25 protein-coding genes and 5 tRNA genes are annotated in these 26,689 nt (G+C 45.9%); 3 read left to right on the forward strand and 27 right to left on the reverse strand.

Going from position 1 to position 26,689, the window contains the following annotated elements; translation table 11 throughout:
* Positions 1-27 precede the first annotated feature (27 nt).
* The 17 genes from phoU to QRD89_RS11830 all read right to left on the reverse strand — a co-directional run bounded on the left by phoU (position 28) and on the right by QRD89_RS11830 (position 14,083).
* Positions 28-687, reverse strand: coding sequence for a phosphate signaling complex protein PhoU (phoU, locus tag QRD89_RS11750; RefSeq protein ID WP_008636976.1), 660 nt, complete (start codon positions 685-687; stop codon positions 28-30).
* Between the two features lie 19 nt (positions 688-706).
* Positions 707-1,462 carry a phosphate ABC transporter ATP-binding protein PstB gene (gene pstB / locus QRD89_RS11755; RefSeq protein ID WP_008636974.1) on the reverse strand — a complete coding sequence of 252 codons (756 nt, stop codon included), beginning with the start codon at positions 1,460-1,462 and terminating at the stop codon, positions 707-709.
* A gap of 105 nt (positions 1,463-1,567) precedes the next feature.
* The gene (gene pstA / locus QRD89_RS11760; RefSeq protein ID WP_062513782.1) at positions 1,568-2,446 is read right to left on the reverse strand and encodes a phosphate ABC transporter permease PstA; all 879 of its coding nucleotides are present in this window, start codon (positions 2,444-2,446) and stop codon (positions 1,568-1,570) included.
* Entirely contained in the window at positions 2,446-3,393 is a 948-nt protein-coding gene (gene pstC / locus QRD89_RS11765) for a phosphate ABC transporter permease subunit PstC (RefSeq protein WP_008636970.1), read from the reverse strand. Before pstC ends, pstA begins: the two co-directional genes overlap by 1 nt.
* Before the next feature lie 79 nt (positions 3,394-3,472).
* On the reverse strand, positions 3,473-4,447 hold the full coding sequence (locus QRD89_RS11770; protein WP_286095307.1) for a PstS family phosphate ABC transporter substrate-binding protein: 975 nt from the start codon (positions 4,445-4,447) through the stop codon (positions 3,473-3,475).
* Positions 4,448-4,589: 142 nt separating this feature from the next.
* Positions 4,590-6,758, reverse strand: coding sequence for a peptidoglycan D,D-transpeptidase FtsI family protein (locus tag QRD89_RS11775; RefSeq protein ID WP_286095308.1), 2,169 nt, complete (start codon positions 6,756-6,758; stop codon positions 4,590-4,592).
* A gap of 84 nt (positions 6,759-6,842) precedes the next feature.
* Complete coding sequence (locus QRD89_RS11780; protein ID WP_008636964.1) at positions 6,843-8,078, reverse strand: MFS transporter; 1,236 nt, start codon at positions 8,076-8,078, stop codon at positions 6,843-6,845.
* Positions 8,079-8,181: 103 nt separating this feature from the next.
* The gene (locus QRD89_RS11785) at positions 8,182-8,796 is read right to left on the reverse strand and encodes a superoxide dismutase (RefSeq protein ID WP_008636963.1); all 615 of its coding nucleotides are present in this window, start codon (positions 8,794-8,796) and stop codon (positions 8,182-8,184) included.
* 309 nt (positions 8,797-9,105) lie between these two features.
* Positions 9,106-9,178, reverse strand: a tRNA-Phe gene (locus QRD89_RS11790).
* A 16-nt stretch (positions 9,179-9,194) separates the two neighbouring features.
* A tRNA-Ser gene (locus QRD89_RS11795) sits at positions 9,195-9,287 on the reverse strand.
* 12 nt (positions 9,288-9,299) lie between these two features.
* Positions 9,300-9,376 (reverse strand) — tRNA-Ile (locus tag QRD89_RS11800).
* A 3-nt stretch (positions 9,377-9,379) separates the two neighbouring features.
* Positions 9,380-9,455: transfer RNA gene (locus tag QRD89_RS11805), tRNA-His, on the reverse strand.
* A gap of 21 nt (positions 9,456-9,476) precedes the next feature.
* Positions 9,477-9,553 (reverse strand) — tRNA-Met (locus QRD89_RS11810).
* 193 nt (positions 9,554-9,746) lie between these two features.
* Positions 9,747-11,384, reverse strand: coding sequence for a Na/Pi cotransporter family protein (locus QRD89_RS11815; protein ID WP_286095309.1), 1,638 nt, complete (start codon positions 11,382-11,384; stop codon positions 9,747-9,749).
* Positions 11,385-11,593: 209 nt separating this feature from the next.
* On the reverse strand, positions 11,594-12,370 hold the full coding sequence (locus QRD89_RS11820) for a methyl-accepting chemotaxis protein (protein ID WP_286095310.1): 777 nt from the start codon (positions 12,368-12,370) through the stop codon (positions 11,594-11,596).
* 15 nt (positions 12,371-12,385) lie between these two features.
* Positions 12,386-13,369, reverse strand: coding sequence for a PDC sensor domain-containing protein (locus tag QRD89_RS11825; protein ID WP_286095311.1), 984 nt, complete (start codon positions 13,367-13,369; stop codon positions 12,386-12,388).
* A gap of 93 nt (positions 13,370-13,462) precedes the next feature.
* A complete protein-coding gene (locus QRD89_RS11830) occupies positions 13,463-14,083 on the reverse strand; it encodes an NfeD family protein (RefSeq protein WP_026577204.1) in 621 nt (206 codons plus the stop codon).
* A 258-nt stretch (positions 14,084-14,341) separates the two neighbouring features.
* Between QRD89_RS11830 and ispG the strand changes: the two genes are divergently transcribed.
* Positions 14,342-15,448: a flavodoxin-dependent (E)-4-hydroxy-3-methylbut-2-enyl-diphosphate synthase gene (gene ispG, locus QRD89_RS11835; RefSeq protein ID WP_193743888.1), complete on the forward strand. Its 1,107-nt coding sequence runs from the start codon at positions 14,342-14,344 to the stop codon at positions 15,446-15,448.
* Between the two features lie 38 nt (positions 15,449-15,486).
* Here the strand turns inward: ispG and QRD89_RS11840 are convergent, their stop codons facing one another.
* Complete coding sequence (locus QRD89_RS11840) at positions 15,487-16,023, reverse strand: hypothetical protein (protein ID WP_008638224.1); 537 nt, start codon at positions 16,021-16,023, stop codon at positions 15,487-15,489.
* 208 nt (positions 16,024-16,231) lie between these two features.
* Here QRD89_RS11840 and QRD89_RS11845 point away from each other — a divergent pair, with 208 nt between their 5' ends.
* Positions 16,232-16,516: a DUF2624 domain-containing protein gene (locus QRD89_RS11845; protein ID WP_286095312.1), complete on the forward strand. Its 285-nt coding sequence runs from the start codon at positions 16,232-16,234 to the stop codon at positions 16,514-16,516.
* A 38-nt stretch (positions 16,517-16,554) separates the two neighbouring features.
* Here QRD89_RS11845 and QRD89_RS11850 read toward each other — a convergent pair whose 3' ends face one another.
* A complete protein-coding gene (locus QRD89_RS11850) occupies positions 16,555-17,448 on the reverse strand; it encodes a deoxyribonuclease IV (RefSeq protein WP_286095313.1) in 894 nt (297 codons plus the stop codon).
* Between the two features lie 17 nt (positions 17,449-17,465).
* Positions 17,466-18,785: a DEAD/DEAH box helicase gene (locus tag QRD89_RS11855; protein ID WP_286095314.1), complete on the reverse strand. Its 1,320-nt coding sequence runs from the start codon at positions 18,783-18,785 to the stop codon at positions 17,466-17,468.
* Between the two features lie 173 nt (positions 18,786-18,958).
* On the opposite strand from QRD89_RS11855, the gene QRD89_RS11860 reads away from it, so the two are divergent.
* Positions 18,959-19,915: a 4-hydroxy-3-methylbut-2-enyl diphosphate reductase gene (locus tag QRD89_RS11860; RefSeq protein WP_008638233.1), complete on the forward strand. Its 957-nt coding sequence runs from the start codon at positions 18,959-18,961 to the stop codon at positions 19,913-19,915.
* A 135-nt stretch (positions 19,916-20,050) separates the two neighbouring features.
* Here the strand turns inward: QRD89_RS11860 and QRD89_RS11865 are convergent, their stop codons facing one another.
* From QRD89_RS11865 to QRD89_RS11895, 7 genes are all read right to left on the reverse strand, one after another.
* Complete coding sequence (locus QRD89_RS11865) at positions 20,051-21,169, reverse strand: Nif3-like dinuclear metal center hexameric protein (RefSeq protein ID WP_286095315.1); 1,119 nt, start codon at positions 21,167-21,169, stop codon at positions 20,051-20,053.
* Positions 21,166-21,885: a tRNA (adenine(22)-N(1))-methyltransferase gene (locus tag QRD89_RS11870; RefSeq protein WP_235601472.1), complete on the reverse strand. Its 720-nt coding sequence runs from the start codon at positions 21,883-21,885 to the stop codon at positions 21,166-21,168. Before QRD89_RS11870 ends, QRD89_RS11865 begins: the two co-directional genes overlap by 4 nt.
* A 62-nt stretch (positions 21,886-21,947) precedes the next feature.
* Entirely contained in the window at positions 21,948-22,316 is a 369-nt protein-coding gene (gene cccA / locus QRD89_RS11875; protein ID WP_008638240.1) for a cytochrome c550, read from the reverse strand.
* A gap of 109 nt (positions 22,317-22,425) precedes the next feature.
* Entirely contained in the window at positions 22,426-22,962 is a 537-nt protein-coding gene (locus QRD89_RS11880; protein WP_286095316.1) for a hypothetical protein, read from the reverse strand.
* A gap of 72 nt (positions 22,963-23,034) precedes the next feature.
* Positions 23,035-24,168, reverse strand: a complete 1,134-nt coding sequence (rpoD, locus tag QRD89_RS11885) for an RNA polymerase sigma factor RpoD (RefSeq protein WP_008638243.1) — start codon at positions 24,166-24,168, stop codon at positions 23,035-23,037.
* 38 nt (positions 24,169-24,206) lie between these two features.
* Positions 24,207-26,021 carry a DNA primase gene (gene dnaG / locus QRD89_RS11890; RefSeq protein WP_286095317.1) on the reverse strand — a complete coding sequence of 605 codons (1,815 nt, stop codon included), beginning with the start codon at positions 26,019-26,021 and terminating at the stop codon, positions 24,207-24,209.
* A gap of 37 nt (positions 26,022-26,058) precedes the next feature.
* A complete protein-coding gene (locus tag QRD89_RS11895) occupies positions 26,059-26,520 on the reverse strand; it encodes a YaiI/YqxD family protein (RefSeq protein ID WP_008638248.1) in 462 nt (153 codons plus the stop codon).
* Between the last annotated feature and the right edge of the window lie 169 nt (positions 26,521-26,689).

Raw genomic sequence — 26,689 nt, forward strand, 5'->3', positions numbered from 1 at the left:
AAAGGCCGCCTTTTGGCGGCCTTTTCATTATTTATTCAAATCAAGCGTCTTCCCTTTAACCAGGTAATAAATGTTCTCTCCAATGTTCGTGATATGATCAGCGAAACGCTCGATATACCGCGCCACATAGGAAACCTGCATGATATGCTGGATCTGTTCCGGGTTAATCGCCGTCAATTCAAGTGTTTCTCGTGTAATTTTCCCGTATTTGTCATCCACGATATCATCCATTTCCTGAAGCTTCCTCGCAAGGGAAATATCTTCGTACTCGAAAGCCTTGATGGCGAGGTCAACCATGTCCATCGCCATGACCGCCATTTCCCTAAGTTCCGGGTTGATAGCTATCCCATGATTTTCACCAAGATGAAGCGTTGCCTTCGCAATGTTCGTGGAATGGTCTGCCATTCTTTCCAAATCTGCAGATATCTTGATGGAAATGATGATCTTACGCAGATCCCTGGCAACAGGCTGCTGCTTTGCCAGCATAAGAATCGCTTCGTCATTGATTTTTTCTTCTTTTAAATCAATCCATTCATCCTCTTCCATGATCTTCCTTGCTCCCTCCAGGTCTCCCTCGTAGAAAACATGGATAGCCGTGTCCAAAGATTCTTTCGTCGATAAAGCCAAATCCTGAATCTGTTTCTTTAAACCATCAAGTGCTTCTTCAAAGTGTGTTCGTGTCGTCATAGTATCCCCCTTTTGTTTCTTAACCGAAACGGCCTGTAATGTAATCTTCTGTACGTTTATCTCTAGGGGTTTGGAACAGGTCATCCGTAGCGGCATATTCGATTAATTCCCCGTTTAGGAAGAAGGCTGTCTTGTCAGATATACGCGCAGCCTGCTGCATATTGTGAGTGACGATGATGATGCTGTATTTCTTCTTCAACTCCTGAACGAGCTCTTCGACCTTAGCTGTAGAAATAGGATCCAGGGCCGAAGTCGGCTCATCCATTAAAATGACATCCGGTTCCACGGCAAGAGCACGGGCAATACATACACGCTGCTGCTGACCACCGGACAAACCATAGGCATTTTCGTTCAGACGATCTTTAAGCTCATCCCAAATAGCAGCGCCCTTTAAACTTTTTTCTACGATTTCGTCCAGCACCGCTTTCTTCTTGATTCCATGGATACGCGGTCCGTAAGCAACGTTGTCATAGATGGATTTTGGAAAAGGGTTCGGCTTTTGGAAAACCATACCGACTTTCGTCCGCAAGTATTCCTTCTTGAATTTACTGTTGAATATTTCTTCATCCCGGTATTTAATACTTCCGGATGTCTTTACAATCGGCACCATTTCCACCATACGGTTCAACGTTTTCAGGAATGTAGATTTCCCACAACCCGATGGGCCGATAATTGCCGTCACATTTCGTTCCGGAATCTCCATATTCACATCGTACAGTGCTTGGTCTGATCCGTACCAAAGGTTCAAATTCTCCACTTCCATGATGTTCTTCATGCTTTCCTTGCTACCATGGTCCGCAGTCTGATCCACCGCTGGTGTCGTTTGGTTCTTTTTTGTTTTATCCATGACTTTCATCATGAGAAACCCTCCTCATCCAAGTTAAAAACGTTTTTGATATTTGTTTCTGATTACAACGGCAATAGAGTTCATGAGCAGCAATACGGCAAGAAGAATGATGATCCCGGCCCCTGCAACAAACTGCCATTCTTCCTGCGGGCGGCCCGTCCAGTTATAAATTTGAATCGGCATGACCGTGTACTTCGCAAGCAGCGATTCCGGCAGCGTATAGATCGCTGTGGCCGCTCCGACGATGATGAGCGGAGCCGTTTCTCCGATGGCTCTGGAAAGGGCAATGATTGTTCCCGTCAGAATACCAGGTACGGCAGCCGGCAGGATTACCCGCTGAATCGTCTGCCATTTGGAAGCTCCCATTCCGTATGACGCTTCTTTAATTTCCGCCGGTACAGACCGGATGGATTCCTGCGCAGCTACAACGATGACCGGAAGAATCAAGAGAGCCATCGTCAATCCTCCAGCAAGCAAGGTATAACCGAAGCTGAACATGTAAACGAAAAATGTCAGACCCAGTAGACCGAACACGATAGATGGAACGCCGGCAAGGTTCTGGATATTGACACGGATGAAATCCGTCATCTTATTCTTCGGTGCATATTCCTCTAAATAAATGGCCGTAGCCACGCCTATGACCACCGATACAATCGCAACGATGATCATAAGAAAGATCGAACCGATGAGACCGGCATAAATTCCTGCTTCTTCCGGATAGGGAGCAGGAAAGTTAGAAATGTAATCCCAGCTTAAATAGCCAATTCCTTGAGTCAATACACGATAAAAGAGCAGGACGAGGAAGACGAGTCCTACAGCGGTCGCAAGCCCGAACAGTGCCATCATGATTTTATTGACAGCTACTCTTCCTTCCATTCGTCTCTTTATGGTTTGTTCCTTTTGTCCAAGCATCAATATTCCTCCCTGAACCTGCGTGATATAAATTGTGCAATTAGGTTCATGACAAGCGTAAAGACGAACAACGTCATTCCTACAGCATAAAGGCTGTAATAGATTGTAGATCCAAACGTCGTATCACCCGTTGCCGCCTGCACAATAAACGCCGTCATCGTCTGAATGGATTCCGTAGGGTTGAATGTCATATTAGGGGTGGCACCTGCCGCAATCGTTACAATCATCGTTTCTCCAATGGCCCGCGATACAGCGAGAACGACGGAAGCGACAATTCCAGAGAATGCAGCTGGAAGGACCACTTTGAAGACAACTTCCAACTTGGTTGCACCTAGTCCATACGCACCTTCCCGAAGCGCGTTCGGCACGGAATTCATTGCATCTTCCGACAAAGAGGCGATCATGGGAATAATCATAATTCCAACGACGACACCTGCACTCATGGCGTTGAATATTCCTAAGTCAGGAATGAAGGACTGAAACAAAGGTGTAATGAACGTCAATGCGAAATATCCATAAACGACCGTAGGAATACCAGCCAACACTTCCAGAATCGGCTTGATAATCCTTCTTACTCGATCACTTGCGTACTCACTCAAGAAAATAGCGGACATTAATCCGAGCGGAACTGCTACAACTGTAGCGATCAATGTAATCAAAAGCGTTCCACCGATCAATGGGGCAATCCCATATTCCCCGGACCACGGGGACCACTGGGTTCCTGTATAAAAATCAAAGAGATTCACCTCGGAGAAAAATCCGATAGACTCCCGTAACAATGTGAACAAAATACCTGCTGTTGTCAGTACACTAACGGCTGCACACAATAGAAGGAAGAACGGGATGACACGTTCCATACGCTCCCCCATGGTTTTCTTTCTTTTGTTCTCTTCTATCATCTGTTGGACATCAATCATTTTCCCCTCTGATTGCAATCCTTTGTCCATCTTCAAAACTCCTCTCATCCATAAGGCAAGGTGAGACCAGAATCAGTCTCACCTCTCCTTGTTCAGTTTTCCAAATTTATTATTCCGTCCAGCCTTTTACTGTTTCCAGCTGTTCTTGATACTTCTCTTCAGGCAGAGCTACATAACCAACTTCTTCTGCTGCCTTACCGGCATTCTCAAGCAGGTATGTTGTGAAATCCTGAACCTGCTCCTTCTCTTTGTATGCATCCACGTTTACGTAAGTGAACAATGGACGGGAAAGCGGTGTGTAAGAACCATCCTGAATCGTTTCTGGATTCGGTTTAACTGCTTCTCCACCATCTTCAGAGATACCAAGGACTTTAAGCTTGTCTTCATTCTCTGCATAGTAAGCGTATCCGAAGAATCCGATTGCATTTGGATCATTTTCAATTCCGCGTACAAGTACGTTGTCGTCTTCAGAAAGGGTCGTGTTCTTGCCTTCTTTCATCGGCTCTTCTTCAAGAATGACTTCATTGAAGTAGTCGAACGTACCGGAATCGTGACCAGGGCTGAAGATTTTGATTTGCTCATCCGGCCATTCCGGATTGATGTCAGACCAAGTTTGTGCATCAGAAGAATCAAGGAAGATCTGCTTCAGCTGATCGATTGTCAATTCGTCTACGAAGTCGTTTTCTTTACTTACTACGACGGAAAGACCATCATAGGCAAGTTCAAGCTCTTCCAACTGTACATCGTTTTCTTCTGCTGCAGCCATCTCTTCTTCCTTAATAGGACGGGAAGCATTGCTCAAGTCGATTTCTCCGACCGTTGATTTCTTGAATCCGCCGCCTGATCCGGAAGCGTTAACTGTCACATTGACATCCGGATTGTCCTGGTTATACGTATATGTCAGGTTTTCCATGATTGGAAATACAGTAGATGAACCGTCAATGGCGATTGGACCGGATACTCCGTCTCCATTTTTGGAATCAGAACCTTCTGCAGATGAATCGTTGTCCGACCCACATGCCGCTAATACACCCAGTACAAGCATTAATACAGAAAGTAGTGCAAACTTCTTCAAGTTCTTCATTTCTTTTCTCCCCCTATATCTTTTCAGATCTATGTAGGCGGCCCCGGCCGACCCACAACTACATCATAACGGGGGTATTTTAAGGACATATGAACTATACGTAAAGGTTTTGTAAATAGAAAAAAAGAGCGATGCTTTCGCATCACTCTTCTTCGGTCGTCTGCTCTTCTTCTGTTCCTTGTGCCTGTTCTTCATCTCCACTCATCGTCAAGCCCTTCTCTGCGCGCTCTTCCTTCAGATCGAAGTAGGCTTTGCCGATCCGGGCACCTATATTGTTACTGACATTGAACGTACTGTTGGCGTCTTCACCGACGTGCGGGGTAACGACGGAAAAGGCGATTTCCGGATCATCGTAAGGCGCATACCCTACCAGCACTTTGTTCAATAATTCCTCTACATAGATATTGCCGCCCTGCCCGTCCGGGACGGTAGCCGGTGCTTGCGCTGTTCCAGTCTTCCCTGCCATTTTATACTTTTTATAGGCAGGACTGGAGAACACGCTGCTCGCCGTTCCCCCGCTCGTCTGGAATACTTGGCGGAATCCTTCCTGCACCCGTTCGATATAGGAGGGATCCATATCGATACGATTCAAGACCTTTGGTTCATAGTCTTTGTATATCGGTCCCAGTCCCTCCTGTTGGGAAGGGTCGTGAATGCTCTTCACAAGATGCGGCTGAATCCGGTAACCGCCGTTCGCGATCGTGGATACATACTGATTGAGCTGCATCGCCGTATAACTGCTGAACTGCCCGATGGAGAAGTCGAGAATCTCCCCGGGTTGCGTAATTTCCCCTTTTACTCCAACCGATTCATAAGGGAAATCAATGCCTGTTTCTACACCTAACCCGAACTGATTGAAATTATAGACAAATTTATCGAACGTTCCCTCTTTTAACGAAAGCCCAGGGATCCTGTAATCCATGCCGTAGTCCCCACCCAGTCGTCGAGCAAGGAAGAACATGTACACGTTCGAAGATTTCTGCAGGGCGGTAATGTCACTGACCGTTCCGTTATTCTGCGATAAAGAGGCTTTTCTTTCTCCGGCCAGATACATTGGTTTATCAAAGAATGTCTGACCGGGCTGAATAGCTCCTTCATGTAAACCGGTCAAAATCGTCGCTCCCTTAACAGAGGACCCCGGAGTGTACGAGTTGTACACCGCCTGGTGGGAAACGTCGGTGAACCGCGAGCTGCCCTCTTCGATGACGCGGTTGTACTGCTGACCGGATATGGCTAGAATCTCACCGGTCTTCGGATTGGAGACGACAGCCATGGAGGACCTTAAATGACGGTTCTGTCCCGGCGCCTTCTGAATGGCAGCCGCCAGCTCCTCCTGGACGATTTTATCGACTTGTTCCTGTAATTCCGCATCGATTGTCAGAACGAGATCTTTCCCCCGCTCTCCTTCTCTCACGACTTTCGTGTTGACAACGTTGTTGCGGCTGTCAGTTTCGTATTGGACTTTCTCTTTTGTTCCTCTTAAGACGTCCTCATACTGCTGTTCGAGGCCGCTGACGCCGACACGGTCGTTCCGACTGTAATCGAGCGACATGAGACGATCCATCTGATCTTTCGGGATACCTTCTTTGCTTGACGTGATGCCTCCGATGTAGCTGCGGAACAGGGACTCGTAAGGATAGTCGCGTTCCCAGTCTGCGGTTACGTTAATACCGGGAAGCATCTCCAAGTTTTCCGCTACAGCAGAATACTCCTTCTCCGATATATCTGCATTTTTCACCACGTGCGGAGCAAGCGCGTAGGCCTGGTCCAGTTCTTTCTTAATCGCGATGACTTCCTTCGTCTGATCATCATAGCCGGAAATTTCGTCATCTTTGATGCTGTCGAGCTGAACCTTATACACTTCTCCATTATCCATATCATCATCGACTTTATCTTCGACCCGTTCTGTAATCTCTTCTTCATGTAATAAGAAGAAATACTCTTTCAGATCCCGATCGGTCAAATTATCATGGTCCATATCGATGTACGCGGCAAGCTTCTCTGCCAGTTCCAATTTATCCGTCGCCTGTACCCCTTTGGACGGCGTGTATGTAATGGAATACAGCGGCTTATTATCGACGACTACCCTTCCATAGCGATCATACATTTCCCCGCGGGGGACCGGTATGGTCGTAGTCGTATTCTCTGTTCGGTCAATTTCATCCTGTGCTTCTTCCCCGTTGAGTATCTGTACGACACCCAGCTGCAGAATGATCGCTGCAAATAGGACAAAGACAACAAAAAACACGATGTTCAAACGGAAAGGAAGATGTGAATTCTGATTGTATTTATTCTTGTTTTTCTTCCCCATGGACTCCTCTCCTTCTTAAAAAAATCCTTCCATCATTATAGCATTTTTCCTGTTATGAAGGATAGGAGAACATGGGATTATGTTTCAATTATGTGACGCTCTGGACACCCTCGTATCAATCCCTTTTATAAAGAAGTAAATGAAGAAATGTCCTCCACCTACAATCAAAAGAATATAAGGAATTCCCGTTTCCGGAGATATGAGCGCAATCGCCAGAAGGAAAATGATAATCGATACGACACGGCCGATATTCAAGAAAATTTCGCGCACAACGATGTATTCGATCCTCATTTCGGCAGCGTTCCAGGACTTCCCTATCACATCATAGGTCAGGGAGACATAGGGAACATATAACAGCGGGAAGAACATTCCGGCAATGGCACCGTATAAAAGGAGGAGCGGCATCGTATCACTGATGAGCAAAAGCAGGACATTCAAATATAAGACAAGCCCCGATATGAAGATGGCCTTTTTTCTGTTATAAGGCTTCACTATTTTACTTACAAGGAAGTAAAAAAGGAAGGAGAAGCCGGAATAAACCAGGTTGAAAACGCCAAGCGACAGCTCATTCTGGGTCATTAGAAAAATCCAGATGGTGACAGCAAACAAGAAGATCCCTTCCCGGAAGCCCTGAGATACGTGGGCATGAAGGATTTTTCGCCAATTGCCGTTTCGCTTTCTCTCCCTTACAATCTGCCTGAAAGAAAATACCCCCGCCGCCTTCCTTCTCGATAAACCGAAGCTTACAAGCACCGCTACGATAAATAAGCTGAAAGATATCGTAAAGATGACGGTGTATCCTGTAAAATTATTCAGCCGGGAAATGATGAAACCAGCAAGCAGTGGTCCACTCATTCCACCAAGGGACTGTAGAACCCCTAGAAATCCGTTGAAGAAGTCCCTCGTTTCCGGTTCCGTAATTTCAAAGGTCAAGACATTATAGGCAAGCCAGTAAAAGCCATAGCCGATACCAAGCAGTGCGCCGAGCATAATATTGAACTCGGCCGCCCGTTCCCCTACAATCAATACCGTCATAAAGAAAAGAGATAAAACGGTCACCCCGGCTCTAAGCACAATGACTCTGTCGATTCGTTTGGCACACTTTCCAGCAAAGATGAATGTCAATGGCTGCATGACATAAATGGCCAAATTATACATGGCTATATCTGTATAGCTGTTGGATTGCTTCCACAAATATATGTTCACAAATGTACTGGATAAGAAGATGCCAAGCGAGTATAAGCCTCCGATCAAAAGCAACAACAACAAATCTTTCGGTACGTCTTCGCGGCCGAGCCACGTTCGCAAGCTGCTCACCATAAATCCACGTCTCCTTTGTGTTCCTCTTTAGTGTTATCAGAACAAAAGGAGATATACAAAAAGAAGGGTACGGATATAAATCCGTACCCTTCTCCTCATTTAGTTATTTTGCAGCGTCGAAGCGCTTCGATACTTCATCCCAGTTGACAACGTTCCAAAATGCGGAAACATAGTCAGGACGACGGTTTTGGTAGTTCAGGTAGTATGCATGCTCCCAAACGTCAAGACCTAGGATTGGAGTTTTTCCTTCCATAATCGGTGAATCCTGGTTAAGGGTATCGATTACTTCAAGGTTGCCATTATTGACTACTAGCCAAGCCCAACCGGAACCGAAACGGCCTGTTGCTGCGGATTCGAATTCTTCTTTGAACTTGTCAAAGCTTCCGAACGTATCATTGATCTTCGTAGCAAGATCTCCTGCCGGCTCACCGCCGCCATTCGGAGAAAGAATTGTCCAGAACAAGCTGTGGTTGGCATGTCCACCACCGTTGCGGCGAACAGCTGTACGAATTTCTTCCGGTACGACAGAAAGGTTATTGGCAAGCAATTCCTCAAGAGATTTGTCCTGAAGATCCGCGTGACCTTCCAACGCGCCGTTCAGTTTCGTAACGTAGCCGTTGTGGTGCTTCGTATGGTGGATGTTCATTGTTTCCTTATCGATTGTTGGTTCTAGTGCATCATAGGCGTAAGGTAGTTCTGGTAGTTCAAATTTAGCCATAATGTAACTCCTCCTTTAAATTAATATGTAAGAACAGAAGCCTCGCTTCTCATCTTACATTATCAAACCGCAAAATGACATGCAAATTTTTTGCATCCGGAAGAAAGCTATTTCTCTTCCGGTATTAAGAATTCCCCCTGAATAGAAATTCAAACATGAAATTTTCACGTCCTATTCTTCATCCTACGAAGAATACATACGCATAAAATTACGGAGAGAAGAAGCTTGGTGTCGGAATCATCGGAACAGGGGAGACTCGGCTGTTGCTAAAAAAAAGAACAAGCCTTAAGGCTTGTTCTTTTTCAAAAGTGGCTCGGGACGGAATCGAACCGCCGACACACGGATTTTCAGTCCGTTGCTCTACCGACTGAGCTACCGAGCCGTATCATTATGTATGATGGCGGAGGAGGAGGGATTCGAACCCCCGCGAGCCGTAAAGCCCCTGGCGGTTTTCAAGACCGCTCCCTTCAGCCAAACTTGGGTACTCCTCCGTATCATGTATGTGGTGGACCCTGCAGGACTCGAACCTGCGACCGATCGGTTATGAGCCGATAGCTCTAACCAGCTGAGCTAAGGGTCCACATGGGGCGGCTGATGGGAATCGAACCCACGAATGCCGGAACCACAATCCGGTGCGTTAACCACTTCGCCACAACCGCCATGTTTCTATTTAATATGTATGGTAGCGGCGGAGGGGATCGAACCCCCGACCTCACGGGTATGAACCGTACGCTCTAGCCAGCTGAGCTACACCGCCATGATATCGCTTGAAGCGACTTTATTAATATAACATTTACGAACTGTAATGTCAACAAGTTTTTTCGGTGTCGTTTTTGGCGACAAGAATAATATACCATCCTGTCCAGAATAGTTCAAGGGTTTTTTAAAAGAAAAGTATTTCATGGATAAAAAAAAGATAAACGGCCATTATAAATGGCCGTTTATACTAATTACAGGCTTTCTTTTTCACCAAGAACTTCTTCCGCAATGTTCACGGCATGGTCGCCGATACGTTCCAGGTTGCTGATCATATCTACAAAGACGATACCGGCCTGTCCTGTACAGACGCCTTCATTCAAACGAATGATATGCTTCTTGCGGTAGCTTCTTTCCATACGATCCAACTCATTCTCTTTCTGAACAACGGCGAGCGCTTCTTCTCTGCTCATTGTTTCCAGAGATTTAATGGACTGTTTCACCGTCATCAAAGTCAAATCAATCATCGTATTTAAATCTTCGATTGCCTGCGGTGTCAAATTCACCTTGTTGGAGTTCTTGTAATCGATCAGCTCGATAATGTTCTCGAAGTGATCTCCCATACGCTCGATATCCCGGACAGAATCCATAAGGGTGGAGTGTTTCTTACTCTCTTCGTCCGTTAAGGAAGCTTGGGAAAGATCGACAAGATAGTCGGTAATCTTCCGATCGAGATTGTTCAAGGCTTCTTCGATCTGCAAAGCAATTTCTGAGTGTTTCTGCTGTTTACTGTTCAAGTAAAGGCTCGTTTCCTCCAAGCCTTTATATGCATACTCTCCCATGCGGACCACTTCTTCTTTGGCCTGGTCGAGCGCAAGAGATGGAGACTGTTCAATAAAGATCGGATCCAAATGCTGCGGCTTATGGTCGATCAAAGAGTCATCTCCAGGTACCAGCTTCACGACGAGCCAAGCAAGGAAAGCTACGAACGGGAACTGCACGATCGTGTTAGCAATGTTGAAAGATCCGTGGGCAAAAGCAATGGTCATTTCTGGTCCCAGATTAAATTTATCCTGAAGCCAGCCGACATAAAGCGTAAACGGATGAAGAAGGATTAAGAATACCGTTGCTCCAATTACGTTGAATATAACGTGGACGGTAGCCGCACGCTTCGCTCCGACACTGGCACCGATAGCTGCGATGACAGCAGTAATCGTCGTTCCGATGTTATCCCCGAAAAGCACAGGAAGAGCTGCCTGTAAATCGACCAGACCTTCCCCGAACAGCCCTTGCAGAATTCCAATTGTTGCACTGGAACTCTGAACAATAACGGTGAACAATGTACCGATGACGACACCGAGGATCGGGTTTTCACTCATGCTTAACGTCAATTCGTGGAAAGCTTCCAAGGATCGGAGAGGCTTCATTCCACCGCTCATGAGCTCCAGTCCGAAGAACAGAGATCCCAGACCGAAGACGGTTTGTCCAATATTTGTTACTTTTTTATTCTTAAAGAAGAAAATCATCAGGGCACCGACTGCTAAGATCGGAAGACCGTAAGCTTTAATATCGATACCAATGATGAACGCTGTAAACGTCGTACCGATATTGGCCCCCATAATAACTCCGATTGCTTGTCGGAATGTCATAAAACCAGCGTTTACAAGTCCGACGGTCAAAACAGTAGTTGTCGAACTACTTTGAACGAGGATCGTTACGACCATACCAGCGATGACACCCATCAATGGATTACTGGTAAAGCGATCTAACAGTTCTCTCAGGCGGTCTCCAGCTACTTTCTGAAGTCCGTCCCCCATATACTTAATACCAAAAAGGAAAATACCGAGTCCGCCGATGAATTCAAATATCATCTGCTGCACGTTGATATCCAATTTTTCTCCACCCTTTCCTCATCCAAGTTGTACATTTTTATATTTATCTATTAAAAACACCTCATTCATTATTAACGATGCGCTCTTTATTTGTAAAGGATAAAAATGAATCTTAACATTAAATTTACAAAGGACAATACTCTATACCCTCTTCCTTCCTTACAAACCCGACACAACAAAGGAGCACCTGTGTTTAAGGTGCTCCTTTGTTAAGATGCTATGCGGGACTTTAGCTTCTCAGAGCCCCGTCCGTCCGCCGGCTCATGTGTCTCCACTTCAACCTTCCATTGATTGGACAAAACCAAGGCCAACATTTCCTTCGTCATCTCTGTGATGCCGGTCTGAATCTCTTCTAAGTTTCTCATGTCTGTCTGATGATGGTTCATGATTTCGAAAAGGTCTTCGGTGTATGTGGATTGTTTATGTACGATATGGTCCATTCCATTCTGAGCGTCCGCCATTTTAGGAATGACTTCTTTGCCTGTAATCAAATGACTTTCCGAAAGGTCCATATAGGCACGGAGGCTTTCCATCCCAGTCATAATTTCATGGAAGCTATCCTTTCCACTGTCGACGATCCTCTCCTGCGTTTCGATCTCTCTGCCTAAATCCTTACATTTATCGGAGAAGTATCTTCCTAAAGACAAAACATCTTTCATACGCTGATCAATTTCTATCGCTGCCGACTTCGAACGATCGGCTAACTTTCGAATCTCTTCTGCTATGACGTGGAAGCCCCGACCTTCTCCTTCTGTTCTCCCTACTTCGATTGAAGCATTCAGTGCAAGCATTCTTGTCTGCTCTGCAATCGCTTGAATCAAAGAACCAGAATCTTTAATGGTGGACATATACCGCTCAAACGTTCCGACCCGTTCCCTCATTTCTTCTATTTCATCTTTTAACCGAAGAAAAGAACGGTCCATTGCATTCATCCCTTCCTGTCCAGTCATAATCGCACCCTTCATTGCCTCTTGTTGTTTCCACATTACTTCCAGTTCCTGTTATAAGCTTTCAAACATCTCCGTTAAGTCTTGAAAAACTTCTTTTTCTTTATTGAGATGACAGATAGTTTGTCGGCTAGATTCCCGTAAAAGTTCTGTGTCTTGAATGATTTTATTTCTTGACTGGTCCATCCCCTCAAAAGCTCTTCTTAAACCTTCCCCACCTTCTCCCAACCGGTGAGCGGCAGCAGTAACGGAGGACAAGATTCCAGTTATTTTGCTGATCAGTTTGCTGTAACTTTTTTTCAAGGACTGTATTTCCGGTATCGTTGTTTTCACAAAAGACGGGTCCTTCAACGTCCCTTCCCCGGCTTTATCCATCACGCCCTCCAAGCGGTTGAGCGGCCGGACTATCTTCTTCACGGCCCAATATACCACCAGAACGGTAAGGACAAATACCAGCACTCCTATAAAGAAGATATATGCGGCCAGATTGTTGATTTCCTCCATAATATCGGCAGCAGGTATACGGATGATGTATATGCCCTGCAACTCCTGAACGGGAGCAAAGGTGACTAGGATCTCCTCCCCATCCACTTTCCATGTTTTCGTACCACTTTCCGTTTCCTTTATTTTATCCAAATACTCTTCTGGAAAGATCTCCTCCCTATTGGAAGAATAAGTAATGATTCCAGAATCAGTAAGAAGATACATTTCAGCATCCAGGCCGTCCTGTACCAGTTGAGCTTGCTGAGCGTTGACATAGACCTGCATTCTTTTCTGAAACTGTTCCTCCTCTCCTACAAAGGCATACATGAGCTGCTTCGAAATATCCTGTATCATCACCAATTCCCTGTCCAGGCGGTCCTGGATAAACTGCATTTGACTTTCTTTCGCTTTTGAATAGGAAAGGAAACCAATAAGAATTACCGCTATTAACAAAAAGAGCGCAAGGACGAGCGATAATCTCCATTGAAAGCTTAAAGATCGTCTTCTGCTACCCATCCTGCGCTGTTTAAATTTCCTTCCAACATCATTTAACAAACCTCTCCACTCCCATACGTTGAATCATTCCATTCCAAAGTATGAAGGAGATTTGTTGAGCGAATATGAATGATGTATTAATGAATTGTAATTTTAAGTCTTTTCAACCAGTATTTTAGTCCCGTCCACAGCAGCCACCCTTATCGATTCTCCTTTGCCCAGCCACTTTCCATTGGATACGGCACTGTACTCTTTTCCATTCACACGGATCGTCCCTACAGGCCTCATGTCTGTCAACGTTGTTCCACTGCTGCCTACTAAATGACTGTAAGATTCGTTCATGGAATTGTATCCCATTTCTGATGTGAGCTGGTCATTCAACGTCATCTTCGTCCACATATCCCGACGTTTGAACACTTTAAGAAATACGAGCGAGGCGGCCCCGCCGATAATTACACCGATCACGCTGTATAGGCCGGCAACCCAGTTGGGGGCACTGAAACCGACGGCAATAATCATTGTAACGGCTCCAATAGTCGCAAGTGTCCCATCATTGACGACTTTTCCATCAATGATGATCAAGGCGATGCCGAGTAAATACACAAGCATCATAATGACGAACATCTCCGGCGCTAGATAACTGGAAAAATAAACGGTTATGAATCCGAGACCGAGAACCGCGAAGACCCCCCGCATATTGACAAGGAGTTCTCCGATGAGGAACATCGTCCCGAGCAAGGTAATGAATAAGGCGACCCAGTCATAGGTTAACACGGCATTTCACTTCCTCTCCTTCTATGATACTTTATACGTGCGAGCAGACGGATTCGTTTCAAACGTTATCCATTTTTTTAAATTCCACGGCATGGTATAATTCCATGGGTACCAATAATTACGAAGGGTTCCTGCCTTACCGGCATCTCTTTTGAGTGTCTATGCTTCTCTTTTCTGCCGGTAGCCCTTATAATGAAGGTTGGAAAATAACCTTGCATACCTTTTTGTTAATAAATAAAGGAGCGATTTTACATGCCAATTACGCACAGAAAAGATACCCGTCCCGTAAAAGTCGGCGACGTGACCATAGGTGGATCGGACGAAGTAGTCATCCAGTCCATGACCACAACCAAAACACACGATGTGGAAGCGACCGTTGCCGAAATCAAGCGTCTGGAAGAGGCAGGATGTCAAATTGTCCGTGTCGCCTGTCCGGATGACCGCGCAGCCGATGCCATTCCGGAAATCAAAAAACGCATCAACATCCCGTTGGTCGTCGACATTCATTTCGATTACAGAAAGGCATTAAAAGCGATCGAAGGCGGCGCGGATAAGATCCGCATCAATCCGGGAAATATCGGAAGCCGCGAGAAAGTGGAAGCTGTCGTAAAAGCAGCTAAAGAGAAAGGCATTCCCATCCGAATCGGTGTGAACGCCGGTTCCCTGGAACGTCATATCCTTGAGAAATATGGATATCCGACTGCGGATGGTATGGTGGAAAGCGCATTGCATCATATCAAAATCCTGGAAGATCTTGATTTTCATGATATTATTGTTTCCCTTAAAGCTTCGGATGTAAAACTGGCTATTGAAGCTTATGAGAAAGCGGCAGCAGCCTTCACTTATCCGATCCACTTGGGAATTACTGAATCAGGAACGCTTTTTGCCGGAACTGTAAAAAGTGCCGCAGGCCTTGGTGCGATTCTTAGTAAAGGAATCGGCAGCACAGTCCGCATCAGTTTGAGTGCCGACCCTGTCGAAGAAGTAAAAGTGGCGAAGGAACTTCTGAAATCCTTCGGTCTTGCTGCCAATGCAGCGACACTAATCTCTTGCCCGACGTGTGGACGTATTGAAATCGACTTGATTTCCATTGCCAATGAAGTCGAAGAATACATCCAGACGATCAAAGCCCCGATCAAAGTGGCCGTTCTCGGATGTGCCGTAAACGGACCGGGAGAAGCGAGAGAAGCGGATATTGGAATCGCTGGAGCAAGAGGCGAAGGACTATTGTTCCGTCACGGGGAAATCATCCGTAAGGTACCGGAAGATATCATGGTGGAAGAATTGAAGAAAGAAGTCGACAAACTCGCTGAAGAACATTATGAGAAAGAACGCTTGAAGAAAGAAGAACAGAAACAATCCTGACAAAAAGGGTGGACCATAAAGGTCCACCCTTTTCACATTCAGATCAAGTTAAAAAATGGAGCGAAGAACAACGAAAAGGCAATAGATACGATACTGATGATAATCGCCATATTTCCAAGCGTATCTGCACCACGTCGTTTCCCTATGGCACCGAAAATGATGCCTGTTACACCAAGTATAATTGGTGCAAAGAAGAAGGAGAGAATGGCAGCCGTGAGCCCGATCCAGCCCATACCGACTTTGACGTCTTCCCTTTCTTCCATAGTGGTTTCTTGTTCTCTATGGTTCATCGGTTCGTCTATACGGCCGATTGCCGCTTCCTGAGCGAACTCCTCTTCGTAACTGTCCCCGTAAACCGGCTGGTCCGGTCCACGTCCATGATCGTCCACATCTTCTGCACGCTCACGGTAACCGGCTTCCTGTCTGAAATCCTGCTCCTGCATCTCTGCAAAAGCTTCATTCAAAACTTCATCGGTAGTCGGCTCATCTCCATTGTGCACTTGTTCTAATTCATCTCCGTGTCTCGGAGCTTTTTCTGTTTCCTGATTCTCAACAGGCTTCTTTGGATCATACATACGAACACCCTCACTTTCTGTTTGGAGAATCACGTTTAGTATGTGTGCCTGACGGTGATTTTAAGTGAGGGAGTTCATGGTAAATTCGTGTTGCCAGCGAGGCGTCACACCACTCACTTCTTCTTAGTTGGGGCCATTCAAAAAACACAAATCCTTCCCACTTTTCATACTGTGTTATAAATAGCGGGAAGAAGGGGAGTATCTGCCAATGATGAAGCATGTGGCCCAACAGTTCATTGCACAGAAGTTGAAAGAGATGACCGTTGATGACTTATTATCCTACAGTCGGAAGTACGGTATTCCAATCACTCGGCAGGAAGCAGAAAAAATCGTCAAAGAACTGAGGAAATCGAAGGAGAACCCCTTCGATTCTGAGGACCGGAAACGTATGCTTGGTAAACTGGCTAAAATCACTTCAAAAGAAACAGCGCTTTCCGTTCATCGTTTACTTAAAAAGGTTGCTAAAGAATACGGAGTCGAGCATTGGCTCTAATAAAAAAAGGCAGGGGAAAGATCCCCTGCCTTTTTTCCTTATTGTTCCATTATTTTCTCTTTTAAGCCTTCATCAAACGTACCCTCTTTGATCATATCGATTTCAAAGCGATACGGAGGTTTTTTATTCTTTTTGTCTTCTCCGACATAAGGCGTTTCGAGAATTTTTGGAAGATCCTTTAACTCCGGATGATGGACGACTTTATGAAGAGCATCAAAGCCGATATGTCCGAACCCGATGTTTTCATGACGGTCTTTCTGAGCGCCGCATACGTTCTTGCTGTCATTCACGTGTACAACCTTGAGGCGGTCAAGCCCTACGATCCGGTCGAAGTCTTCCAGCACTCCGTCAAAGTCGTTCACGACATCATAACCCGCATCGTGGATGTGACACGTATCCATACATACGGACAGCTTTTCATTCAACGTTACGCCATCCATAATTTTTGCCAGTTCATCAAAACTTCTGCCGATCTCGGATCCTTTACCTGCCATCGTCTCCAGAGCGATTTGGACGTGCTGATCTTTGTGAAGCACTTCATTCAAACCTTCAATGATCTTTGGCAGCCCTTTATCTACTCCTTGTCCAACATGAGATCCTGGATGCAGGACAATCTGTCTTGCACCCAGAGCCTCTGTACGCTCGATTTCATTTCGAAGGAAATCAACCCCGAGTTCAAACGTTTCCGGTTTCGTTGTATTTCCTAAGTTAATGATATACGGGGCGTGAACAACGATATCATTAATACCGTGTTCTTTCATATGTTGCAGGCCCGCCTCGATATTCAATTCTTCGATCGGACGACGCCTCGTATTCTGGGGCGCACCTGTGTAGATCATAAACGTACCGGAGCCATAGGAAGCCGCTTCTTCACTGGCACCTAACAGCATCTTCTTCCCTTTCATCGATACGTGTGAACCGATTTTAAGCATGGAATCCCTTCCCTTTCTTATTTCCTCTTATAACTTTCCCGTTTCAATTTACGCAGATTCTTACTTGCTTCCTTTTTAATTTTCTTCTTATATCCTGGTTTAACTTTTTTCGGCTTCCGGACCATCTGTTTCGCTTTTCGCTCGATATCAGATGTTCGTCGTTCTCTGTTCTGACGCTCATTGTAGGCGTTGATCTCTTTCCATTCGCCATTCTTCACCTCATAAAACTCGAACGTAAGGCCTTTCTTCTCGAGCTTTTGAATCAGCGGCAAATCAGATTCTTTATACAGGTTGATTGCCGTTCCCTGAAGACCGGCACGGGCCGTTCTTCCGACGCGGTGCACATAGAACTCTTCTTCTTTCGGCATTTGGGCATTGATGACGTGACTCACACCCTGGATATCAATACCACGGGAAGCAAGGTCCGTTGCCACAATATACTGGTAGCGAAGACTTTGCAATTCCTTCAGCATCCGCTTTCGTTCCCTTGGCGATAGTCCACCGTGCAGGACTCCGACCTCAAGACCACGGCTAATCAGATCATCTGCAAGCTGGTCTGCATGTTTCTTTCCGTTGGTGAAGATAATCGCTAGGTACGGCTGAATCGATTTGGATATTTCTATGATTACGTCTGCCGGATCTTTATGACGGAGCGGTACTAAACGGTGCTCCATTGTTTCCGGTGACGGTTTATCATCTTCGATTTGAATGTGGACAGGATTCGTCAAATATTTTTTGAGGAACGGCTGTAAACGCTCCGGGATCGTTGCTGAGAATACAAGCATTTGGACGTTTTCATCCATCCGTACAAGGATTTGGTCGACTTCTTCAATGAAACCGAGATCAAGCATTAAGTCCGCTTCATCTAAGACAAAACCTTTCGCATGATAGAGGTCGACCGCCTCTTCCTTCACCATATCCAAAATACGACCCGGTGTTCCAACAACGATATGCGGCTTGCGGGAAGCAAGCTTATCGACCATCTTCTGCTTGTCCGTTCCGCCGATCAAAAGCTTGGACAACCATGCTTCTTCTTTACCAGCAAATCTTATTGCCTTTTTCACTTCCTCGTGAATTTGGATAGCTAGCTCCCTTGTGGGTGCTGTAATAACGAACTGCACTTCATCGAGCGATTCATCCATTTTGTTCAACAAAGGCAGCAGGTATGCATGGGTTTTTCCAGAGCCTGTGTGTGATTGACCGATCAGGCTCTCCCCTCTTAATGCAGGAGGCAGGACCTGCTGCTGAATTGGTGTCGGTGTCTTAAAGCCCAATCCTTCGACGATCCGACTAACTGTCGAAGTGATGGCGTATTGATCAAATGTATGCTTACTCATAACCGTTCTCCTTTAATGTAAAATGTTCCTTCCCTATTATAAGGGAGTGGGAGCCAAAATGCACGATAACGTTCTATTGCGACAACTTTCTTTGTCATCTTTCGCTTTACCCTTTATAATGAAAATGGTACTTTAATAGTCACTGGATTGTATAAAGAGGAGGACGCTAACAAATGGAAGTCATTAAAATCGCCCCTCGCGGTTATTGTTATGGCGTAGTAGATGCCATGGTCATTGCACAGAATGCTGCCAAAGACCCTAATCTGCCTCGCCCTATTCATATATTAGGGATGATCGTCCACAATTCCCACGTCACGGATGCCTTCAAAGAAGAAGGAATTATCACCGTCGACGGGAAGAACCGGATGGATCTCTTGGAAGGAATCAATGAAGGCACTGTTATCTTCACGGCTCACGGAGTATCCCCGGAAGTGAAAGAGCGCGCGAAAGCGAAAGGGCTGGTCACGCTGGATGCAACCTGTCCGGACGTAACGAACACACATAATCTGATTCGTAAGAAGGTCGCTGAAGGTTATGAAATCATTTATGTCGGGAAGAAGGGACACCCGGAGCCTGAAGGAGCCATGGGCGTTGCCCCCGGAAAAGTGCATCTCGTACAGACAGAAGAAGATGTCGAAAACCTCACGCTGACACATGACAAGCTGATGATTACCAACCAGACGACGATGAGTCAATGGGATGTGTATGATGTCATGGAAAAAGCAAAAGAAAAGTATCCACAGCTCGAGAAACAGCAGGAGATCTGCATGGCTACGCAAGTAAGGCAGGAGGCTGTTTCCGAACAGGCAGGAGCCGCAGATCTCACACTTGTCGTCGGTGACCCTAAGAGTAATAACTCCAACCGTCTCGCGCAGGTTTCCATGGAGAAGGCCGGGACAACCGCTTACCGGATCGCCGATGTAACGGAAATCCAGTTGGAATGGCTGGAAGGAGTAGAGAAGGTAGCCGTTACTGCCGGTGCCTCCACACCGACACCGATTACGAAAGAAGTCATTAAATTCATTGAACAATACGATAGAAATAATGAAGAAACATGGATCCGTGAATCCAAAGTGGAGCAGAAAAAGATCCTGCCCCGCGTCAAGGTTAAGAACCGCGAACGTAAATAAAGGAAAGCAGGGAGCACATCGTGCCCCCTGCTTTTTTTGTATGTTGGAGAAACATAAACCAACGCCGGTCCCTTGAATCCTGAGGACTACTTTTATGGTGCCGGACAGCTAAGGATAGATTGTTCACCCTTCTTTTTACTGGAAAGTGAACGGTTCCGTTACCGCCTCGGATACCATAATGTTCATCCTTTCATCCTTATTACACTCCTGCTCAAGGAAATCTTTAATGACCGGACAGATGAGCTTTTCGACATGGTGACCGGGATCAATGACAGCAAGCCCCATTTCCAAAGCGTCCTGCGCTGCGTGGAACGTCATATCGCCTGTTATATAGACATCTGCGCCCATGCGCTTCGCTGCATGAATGTATTTCTCTCCACTTCCTCCGAGAACAGCAACCTTTTTCACTTGCTTGTCCATTCTGCCTGTAACACGTAAAGCCGGAATCTCATAGGCAACCTTCACTTTTTCAGCGAACAGTTCCAGTGCTTCAGGAGCATCCAGCTCCCCAATCCGGCCAAGCCCATAAGAGGCACCTTCATTCAATAGTGGATAGATGTCATAGGCGACTTCCTCATAAGGATGCGCCTCTTCCATAGACCGGAGCACATCTTTGAGCTTACGCTTTTCCACAATCGTCTCCAACCTCACCTCATCGACGGTTTCCAGTTTTCCGCTTTCCCCGAGATAAGGGTCCGTACCTTCCAGAGGGAGAAAAGCTCCATGCCCTTTACTTTGGTAAGAGCAGTGGCTGTAATTGCCGATATGGCCCGCGCCGGCGGACCCCAGGGCTGCCTGGACGTTAGACGTATGTGTCTCCGGGACGAAAACAACAAGCTTTACAAGCTCTTCTTTCCCTGTTTCCATCAATGGTCTCGTGTCCTTCAACCCGAGGGCATCTGCCATCACATCGTTTACACCGCCACTTGCAATATCCAGATTGGTATGGGCGGCATAGACGGTGATATCATGTTGGATCAGTTTGCGAACGACCCGCCCCTTCGGCGTATCAAAGTTAATTTGATGAAGCTTGACGAATAGTAGCGGATGATGGGCAATAATTAAATCGACGTTCTTTTCAACGGCTTCATCCACGACGTTCTCTAACACATCCAGCGTCACCATAACGTTACGGACCGGTTTATTTAATGATCCCACCTGAAGGCCGACATTATCCCAATCGTAGGCCAACGTTTTAGGTGACCACTCTTCCAACCGTTTAATAATCTGTTGTGCTGTCATGGTTGCATTCATGACCCCAATTCCTCCTTCAGCCAATCGATTTCTTGCTGCAATCGGGCTATTTTCTCTTCATCGAATCGCGCCGCCTGCTTCACCTGGCTGAGCACGTATTCCTTCTTTTGCTTTTCCTCTTTACATTTCTGTATAAACGCATCATTTCTTTCAGACAAGAGAAACGGTCCGAGCCACAATTCCTTCTCTTTGTTCGATGTATAAGGTCTTTCCGGTTCTCCTTTTTCTGCAACGAGCACCTCATAGATGTGACCGTTCTCTTCGAGTATCTGTTCTTCGATGAGCTCGTACCCGTTAGCGATGTACCAAAGGCGAAGTGCCTTAGCATCGATGTTCGGCTGTGTAATGATCCTTTCGACTGAATCAAGTTTATCTTTGCCCTGATCGAGGATATCCCGGATCAAGGGACCGCCCATTCCCGCTATCGTGATTTGTTGGATGCCGTCTTCTGGCTGGATCACTTCGAGCCCATTTCCAAGCCGTACATCAATCCGTGCCTCCAGGTTATGTGTCTGCACTTCGTCTACTGCACTTTGAAACGGTCCTTGATTTACTTCCCCGGCAACAGCACTCGCCGCTTCATCTTTAAGGCAGACATAGCAAGGCAGATAGGCATGGTCGGAACCGATATCCGCAAAGCGGGCCCCTTTCGGCAAATAGTCGGCTACAACAGCCAGACGGTCAGATAATTGGTTAACATTCATAGTTTTCTTCATTCCCTCTCTCATAAAAAGAAAAGCTTTCTGAAACAGCCCAGAAAGCTTTTCTTACCTGTTACTTATTTTTTCTCTGCCAGCCATTCGGCCAGCTGTGTAGCTTGCTCTCCGGTGTAAAGCCCGGCAGGCATCGCGGAACCTTTTCCGTTTACAATAATATCCTCAATTTCTTCAGCGGAATAGCGGCTGCCTACTTCCTGCAGGTTAGGACCTGCGCCACCGCTTAAGTCGCCTCCGTGACAGTTGGAACATTTGCTTTGGAACATCTCTTCAGGGTTAGCATCTACCGTTTCTTCTTGCTGCTCTCCGCCGCCTTCTTCTTCGTTCTGAATGGCTTCGCGTTGATTGTTACCTGCTGTGGATACAATGATCATAGCGATGATCCCCAGAACAGCAATCACTGCGAATGGAATCACAGGGTTTCTTCTCATCGGTTGCAACCTCCTTATGTATTCCCACTTATTAAATTTTTCACGTCTGTCCGACTATCTTTATTCTACTTGAAAACTGTTTCATATAAAAGAGTAAACCTGTGAAATTTTACAAATTCACAAGTACTGCAAGTAGTAAAAATCCCGCCAAACCAGAAATCGTAAGGGTTTTCACGCTGAGACGGTGTCCGATGGCTACCCAAAGAAAGCAATGAAAAGCGGCCGTCCACGCCAAACTGGATGAACCAGGGAAATAATACCCCACCGCTGTTATCGAAAGAACGAAGAAGATAAGCAGACCGACAATCAGAGGAAGCGGAAACCAAATCGATTTTCTATATTTTAACCAACCCGAATGAATCCATGCAGTGATTACAAAACTCGACAAAAGCCCTGTTTGCATTATGATTCCCATTTGAGTAAAATAAATGACAAGAAATGAAAGGGGTAACAAAATCAGGGTAACAGCTAAAAAGCTGTAGAACAGGAGACTGCTCCACCTCAGCCGGGAACCTCTTTTTTCCTCCTGACCGTCTCCCTGAGTATAGAGAGCCAACAGGAAATCACAGTACGTAGCAGGCAGTAGACGATTTTGCTTCCAGTAATGGATCTCATTGATTATGACCTTCGTACGCTCATCTCTCATAGCATCCTCCTGAAGCCAAAATAAAAACCCAGAACCCGTTTTCTGCAAGAAAAGGGTCCTGAGTCTGTGGGCTTATTCCATGAAGTCTTTCAAACGTTTGCTTCGGCTCGGATGTCTCAGCTTACGCAGAGCTTTAGCTTCGATTTGACGGATCCTTTCGCGGGTGACACCGAACACTTTCCCTACTTCTTCAAGCGTGCGTGTGCGGCCATCATCCAGACCGAAACGAAGGCGGAGGACGTTTTCCTCACGGTCCGTCAATGTGTCAAGCACGTCTTCGAGCTGCTCTTTTAATAGTTCATAGGCTGCATGGTCAGAAGGAGATGTCGCTTCCTGATCCTCAATGAAGTCTCCCAGATGAGAATCATCCTCTTCCCCGATAGGCGTTTCCAAAGATACAGGCTCCTGAGCAATCTTCAGAATCTCTCTTACTTTATCCGGGGTAAGATCCATGTCCTGTGCGATTTCTTCCGGTGTAGGCTCTCGGCCAAGATCCTGCAGAAGCTGACGCTGGACGCGAATCAATTTGTTGATCGTTTCCACCATGTGAACAGGAATACGAATCGTACGAGCCTGGTCAGCAATGGCGCGGGTAATCGCCTGTCTGATCCACCACGTTGCGTACGTGCTGAACTTGTACCCTTTTCGGTAATCAAATTTCTCAACCGCTTTGATCAGGCCCATGTTCCCTTCTTGAATGAGATCAAGGAACAGCATGCCGCGACCTACATAACGCTTGGCGATACTGACGACCAAACGAAGGTTTGCTTCCGCCAAGTCCCGCTTCGCTTCTTCATCTCCACTTTCAATCCGCTGTGCCAGACTGATTTCATCTTTAGCAGAAAGAAGGTTGACGCGCCCGATTTCTTTCAAGTACATACGGACTGGGTCATTGATTTTCACACCGGGAGGTACACTTAAATCGTTGAGGTCGAATTCCTCTTCTTTGTCGAGCTGTTTCATACTTGGATCCGATTCAGAGTCACCGATTACCTCGATTCCCTGCTCACTTAAGTGCTCGTAGAATTCATCCATCTGATCTGAATCCAATTCAAAATTGGAGAGCTTTTCAGCGATTTCCTCGTATGCAAGCACCCCTCTTTTCTTACCTATTTCCACTACCTGCTCTTTTGCCTGCTCAAGGGTCAATTCTGTCTGATTTTCCGTTTCTTTAGAACGTGATGGCTGTTGTTTCTTATTTGCCATGTGTCCCCCTCCTTCCAACAATCTATACAAACTAAAACCTAGTTGTGTTTTAAGGCTTGTTTCCTTTTAATGAGATCCATTGCAATCTGGGCTGCTTTAATTGGATCATTTTGCTGTTCTGCTTTTTTCAGTTCGGCTTCTAATCCTTTAATGTCCGTCCGATCCGTCTGTTCTGATCGTATCCTTACGATATAATCCTGGATTTCCTGATCGGAGATTTCTTCTCCGTTCGGTGCCATCGCCAGCTCAACGGCCAGATTCTTAATAGAAGGATCCTCAATTCGTTCCACAAACTGGCTGACATCTGATTCATTGCCGTCTTCATAATATGCGTAAAGATGGGTCACAATGACCTGATGATCTTCAATATTGAAAGCTCCCCCTATTTCCTCCTGAACTTTATCAGCAATATAAGGATCGTTCAACATATACGCAATCAGCTTTCTCTCCGCATTATGAAAAGCAGGAAGCAGCTTCTTCTGCACCGATGACTGTCTCGTTGTAGTGTTAGTATATCGGTTATTGCTTTCCTTATCCTTGGGAGCTTCCCTGCCCCTGATCGACTGTACTTCCTCTTTCAGCGTGTCGATCGATAATCCAAACTCCGACGCGATATCATTAAGGTAGTGCTCTCTTTCAATCGCACGGTCCAACGTGGAAATCTCTTGTAATACCTTTTCGATATAAGCAATTTGATCTCCTTCTAATTGGAGGTTATAATCGCGCCTGAGATAGCTCATCATGAACGAAATATACGTTTCGCTCGTGTCCAGCACTTCTTTCCGGAAACGTTCACCGCCGTGTTTTTGAATAAAGTCATCCGGATCAAGTCCATCTGGCACTCGGGCCACATACGTTTGACACCCTACGCTTTTCACAAGTTTAGCCGCCTTTACGGCTGCCTCTATACCCGGCTTGTCCCCGTCATAACAGACAATAATCTGATCCACATATTTTTTGAGAAGGTTTGCCTGGGCACTTGAAATGGCAGTTCCCATGGTCGCTACACCATTATGAACCCCGGCTTGATCTGCGGAAATAACGTCCCCGAACCCTTCAAAAAGGATAACCGATTTTTCTTTTCGAATCGACGCCCTCGCCTGGTCGAAATTGTATAAGAGTCTTCCTTTGTGAAACAGTTCGGTCTCCGGGCTGTTTAAATATTTCGGCTCCTGCTTCCCAAGAGAACGGCCGGCAAATGCGACTGTCTTTCCAAGGTGATTGCGCAGGGGGAATATGACTCTCCCTCGAAAACGGTCGGCGTAATCTCCCTGATCGTTAACACTCAGCAAACCCGCCTTCACCATTGTCTGCGGATGAAAACCTTTCTTCTCAAGAAACGTGACCACAAAGTCCTTCGATTCCGGGGAGTAGCCCATTTGGTACTTTTGTATCGTCTCATCGGTAAACCCCCGATCAATCAGATACTGATAGGCTTCCCGGCCTTCTTTGGAATTCTTTAACAAATGATGATATAATTTGGTAAGCCACTGGTGTGCTTCCAACATTGCTTGGGCTTCTGTACTCTTTTCGGATGGCCGCTCATTTGTCACCTGATCAGGCAGATCAATGCCGGCCTGCTCGGCGAGCTGCTTAAGCGCCTGTATAAAGCTGAAGCCCTCCATTTCCATCAGAAAGGTATAAACATTCCCTCCCTTTCCACAACCAAAGCAGTGAAATATCTGCTTATCCTGAGAAACGGAAAAAGAAGGAGTGCTTTCTCCATGAAAAGGACAAAGACCAAAGTAGTTTCTTCCTTGCTTCTTTAAGTCGATATAATTACCGATAACATCGACGATATCTATCGACTTTCTAATCTGATCGACAGTTTCTTCTGGGATATGTCCAGCCATATTATCACCATACTACTCCATTATTCTTGCTCTTCCTTCAAAATCCTTCTTGCTCTCTCAACAGCGCTGAAAAAACTTCGCGAAACTTGTCCCGGTCTTCCATTGTAAAGGAAGAAGGGCCTTTCCATCGTTTCCTCTGTTTCATCGTCTGCTGACGGAGAAACTTCTGATTCATAATATGATCGGCATCGCCTTCTCTAATCAGTTTACCTCTAGGCGTCATGACATAAACCCTTTTGGGCGTAAGCAGGACGGCCAGAGACAAGTCCTGTGTAATGACGACATCGTACTTTTTTACATGATTGAGAATGTATAAATCGACAGACTGCGATCCGTGATCTACAAACGTCCATTCCATCATCGATTTGTTCATGCTGTAATGATTGACGGTCGCGATGAATTGAGGAGTTAGTTCATACTGGCTGCATACTTCGACTATTTCATCCTGGACCGGGCAGCTGTCTGCATCCACCCATACGGTTACATTATGTTTTGGCATAGTATCAGTATTTCTACAATAAGCGGTAGAATCCTCCTAAATTACGAATGTTTTATTATTCTGAAAAGTTCACAGGGGTGTTAAGCAGCGTTCCCTGTTGGAAGATAAGGGAAAAGCGCTTCTCCCTTAAGGATTTTTACCACAAATAGATATTATAATACATTCCTCC

Source organism: Halobacillus sp. ACCC02827 (genome assembly GCF_030291935.1).
Taxonomy (GTDB): Bacteria; Bacillota; Bacilli; order Bacillales; family Halobacillaceae; genus Halobacillus.

Excerpts from the sequence above, each read along its gene's own strand:
- QRD89_RS11870 (WP_235601472.1), bottom strand. The coding sequence starts at position 21,885 with ATGAAGAAAACTATGAATGTTAACCAATTATCTGACCGTCTGGCTGTT.
- QRD89_RS11895 (WP_008638248.1), bottom strand. The coding sequence starts at position 26,520 with ATGCCAAAACATAATGTAACCGTATGGGTGGATGCAGACAGCTGCCCG.
- cccA (WP_008638240.1), bottom strand. The coding sequence starts at position 22,316 with ATGAGAAGAAACCCTGTGATTCCATTCGCAGTGATTGCTGTTCTGGGG.
- QRD89_RS11855 (WP_286095314.1), bottom strand. The coding sequence starts at position 18,785 with ATGAGTAAGCATACATTTGATCAATACGCCATCACTTCGACAGTTAGT.
- QRD89_RS11845 (WP_286095312.1), top strand. The coding sequence starts at position 16,232 with ATGATGAAGCATGTGGCCCAACAGTTCATTGCACAGAAGTTGAAAGAG.
- pstA (WP_062513782.1), bottom strand. The coding sequence starts at position 2,446 with ATGCTTGGACAAAAGGAACAAACCATAAAGAGACGAATGGAAGGAAGA.
- phoU (WP_008636976.1), bottom strand. The coding sequence starts at position 687 with ATGACGACACGAACACACTTTGAAGAAGCACTTGATGGTTTAAAGAAA.
- pstB (WP_008636974.1), bottom strand. The coding sequence starts at position 1,462 with ATGAAGAACATCATGGAAGTGGAGAATTTGAACCTTTGGTACGGATCA.
- dnaG (WP_286095317.1), bottom strand. The coding sequence starts at position 26,021 with ATGGCTGGACATATCCCAGAAGAAACTGTCGATCAGATTAGAAAGTCG.
- QRD89_RS11785 (WP_008636963.1), bottom strand. The coding sequence starts at position 8,796 with ATGGCTAAATTTGAACTACCAGAACTACCTTACGCCTATGATGCACTA.
- QRD89_RS11840 (WP_008638224.1), bottom strand. The coding sequence starts at position 16,023 with ATGTATGATCCAAAGAAGCCTGTTGAGAATCAGGAAACAGAAAAAGCT.
- QRD89_RS11820 (WP_286095310.1), bottom strand. The coding sequence starts at position 12,370 with ATGTGGAAACAACAAGAGGCAATGAAGGGTGCGATTATGACTGGACAG.
- QRD89_RS11780 (WP_008636964.1), bottom strand. The coding sequence starts at position 8,078 with ATGGTGAGCAGCTTGCGAACGTGGCTCGGCCGCGAAGACGTACCGAAA.
- QRD89_RS11860 (WP_008638233.1), top strand. The coding sequence starts at position 18,959 with ATGGAAGTCATTAAAATCGCCCCTCGCGGTTATTGTTATGGCGTAGTA.
- QRD89_RS11770 (WP_286095307.1), bottom strand. The coding sequence starts at position 4,447 with ATGAAGAACTTGAAGAAGTTTGCACTACTTTCTGTATTAATGCTTGTA.
- QRD89_RS11850 (WP_286095313.1), bottom strand. The coding sequence starts at position 17,448 with ATGCTTAAAATCGGTTCACACGTATCGATGAAAGGGAAGAAGATGCTG.
- rpoD (WP_008638243.1), bottom strand. The coding sequence starts at position 24,168 with ATGGCAAATAAGAAACAACAGCCATCACGTTCTAAAGAAACGGAAAAT.
- QRD89_RS11880 (WP_286095316.1), bottom strand. The coding sequence starts at position 22,962 with ATGAGAGATGAGCGTACGAAGGTCATAATCAATGAGATCCATTACTGG.
- QRD89_RS11865 (WP_286095315.1), bottom strand. The coding sequence starts at position 21,169 with ATGAATGCAACCATGACAGCACAACAGATTATTAAACGGTTGGAAGAG.
- QRD89_RS11775 (WP_286095308.1), bottom strand. The coding sequence starts at position 6,758 with ATGGGGAAGAAAAACAAGAATAAATACAATCAGAATTCACATCTTCCT.
- pstC (WP_008636970.1), bottom strand. The coding sequence starts at position 3,393 with ATGGACAAAGGATTGCAATCAGAGGGGAAAATGATTGATGTCCAACAG.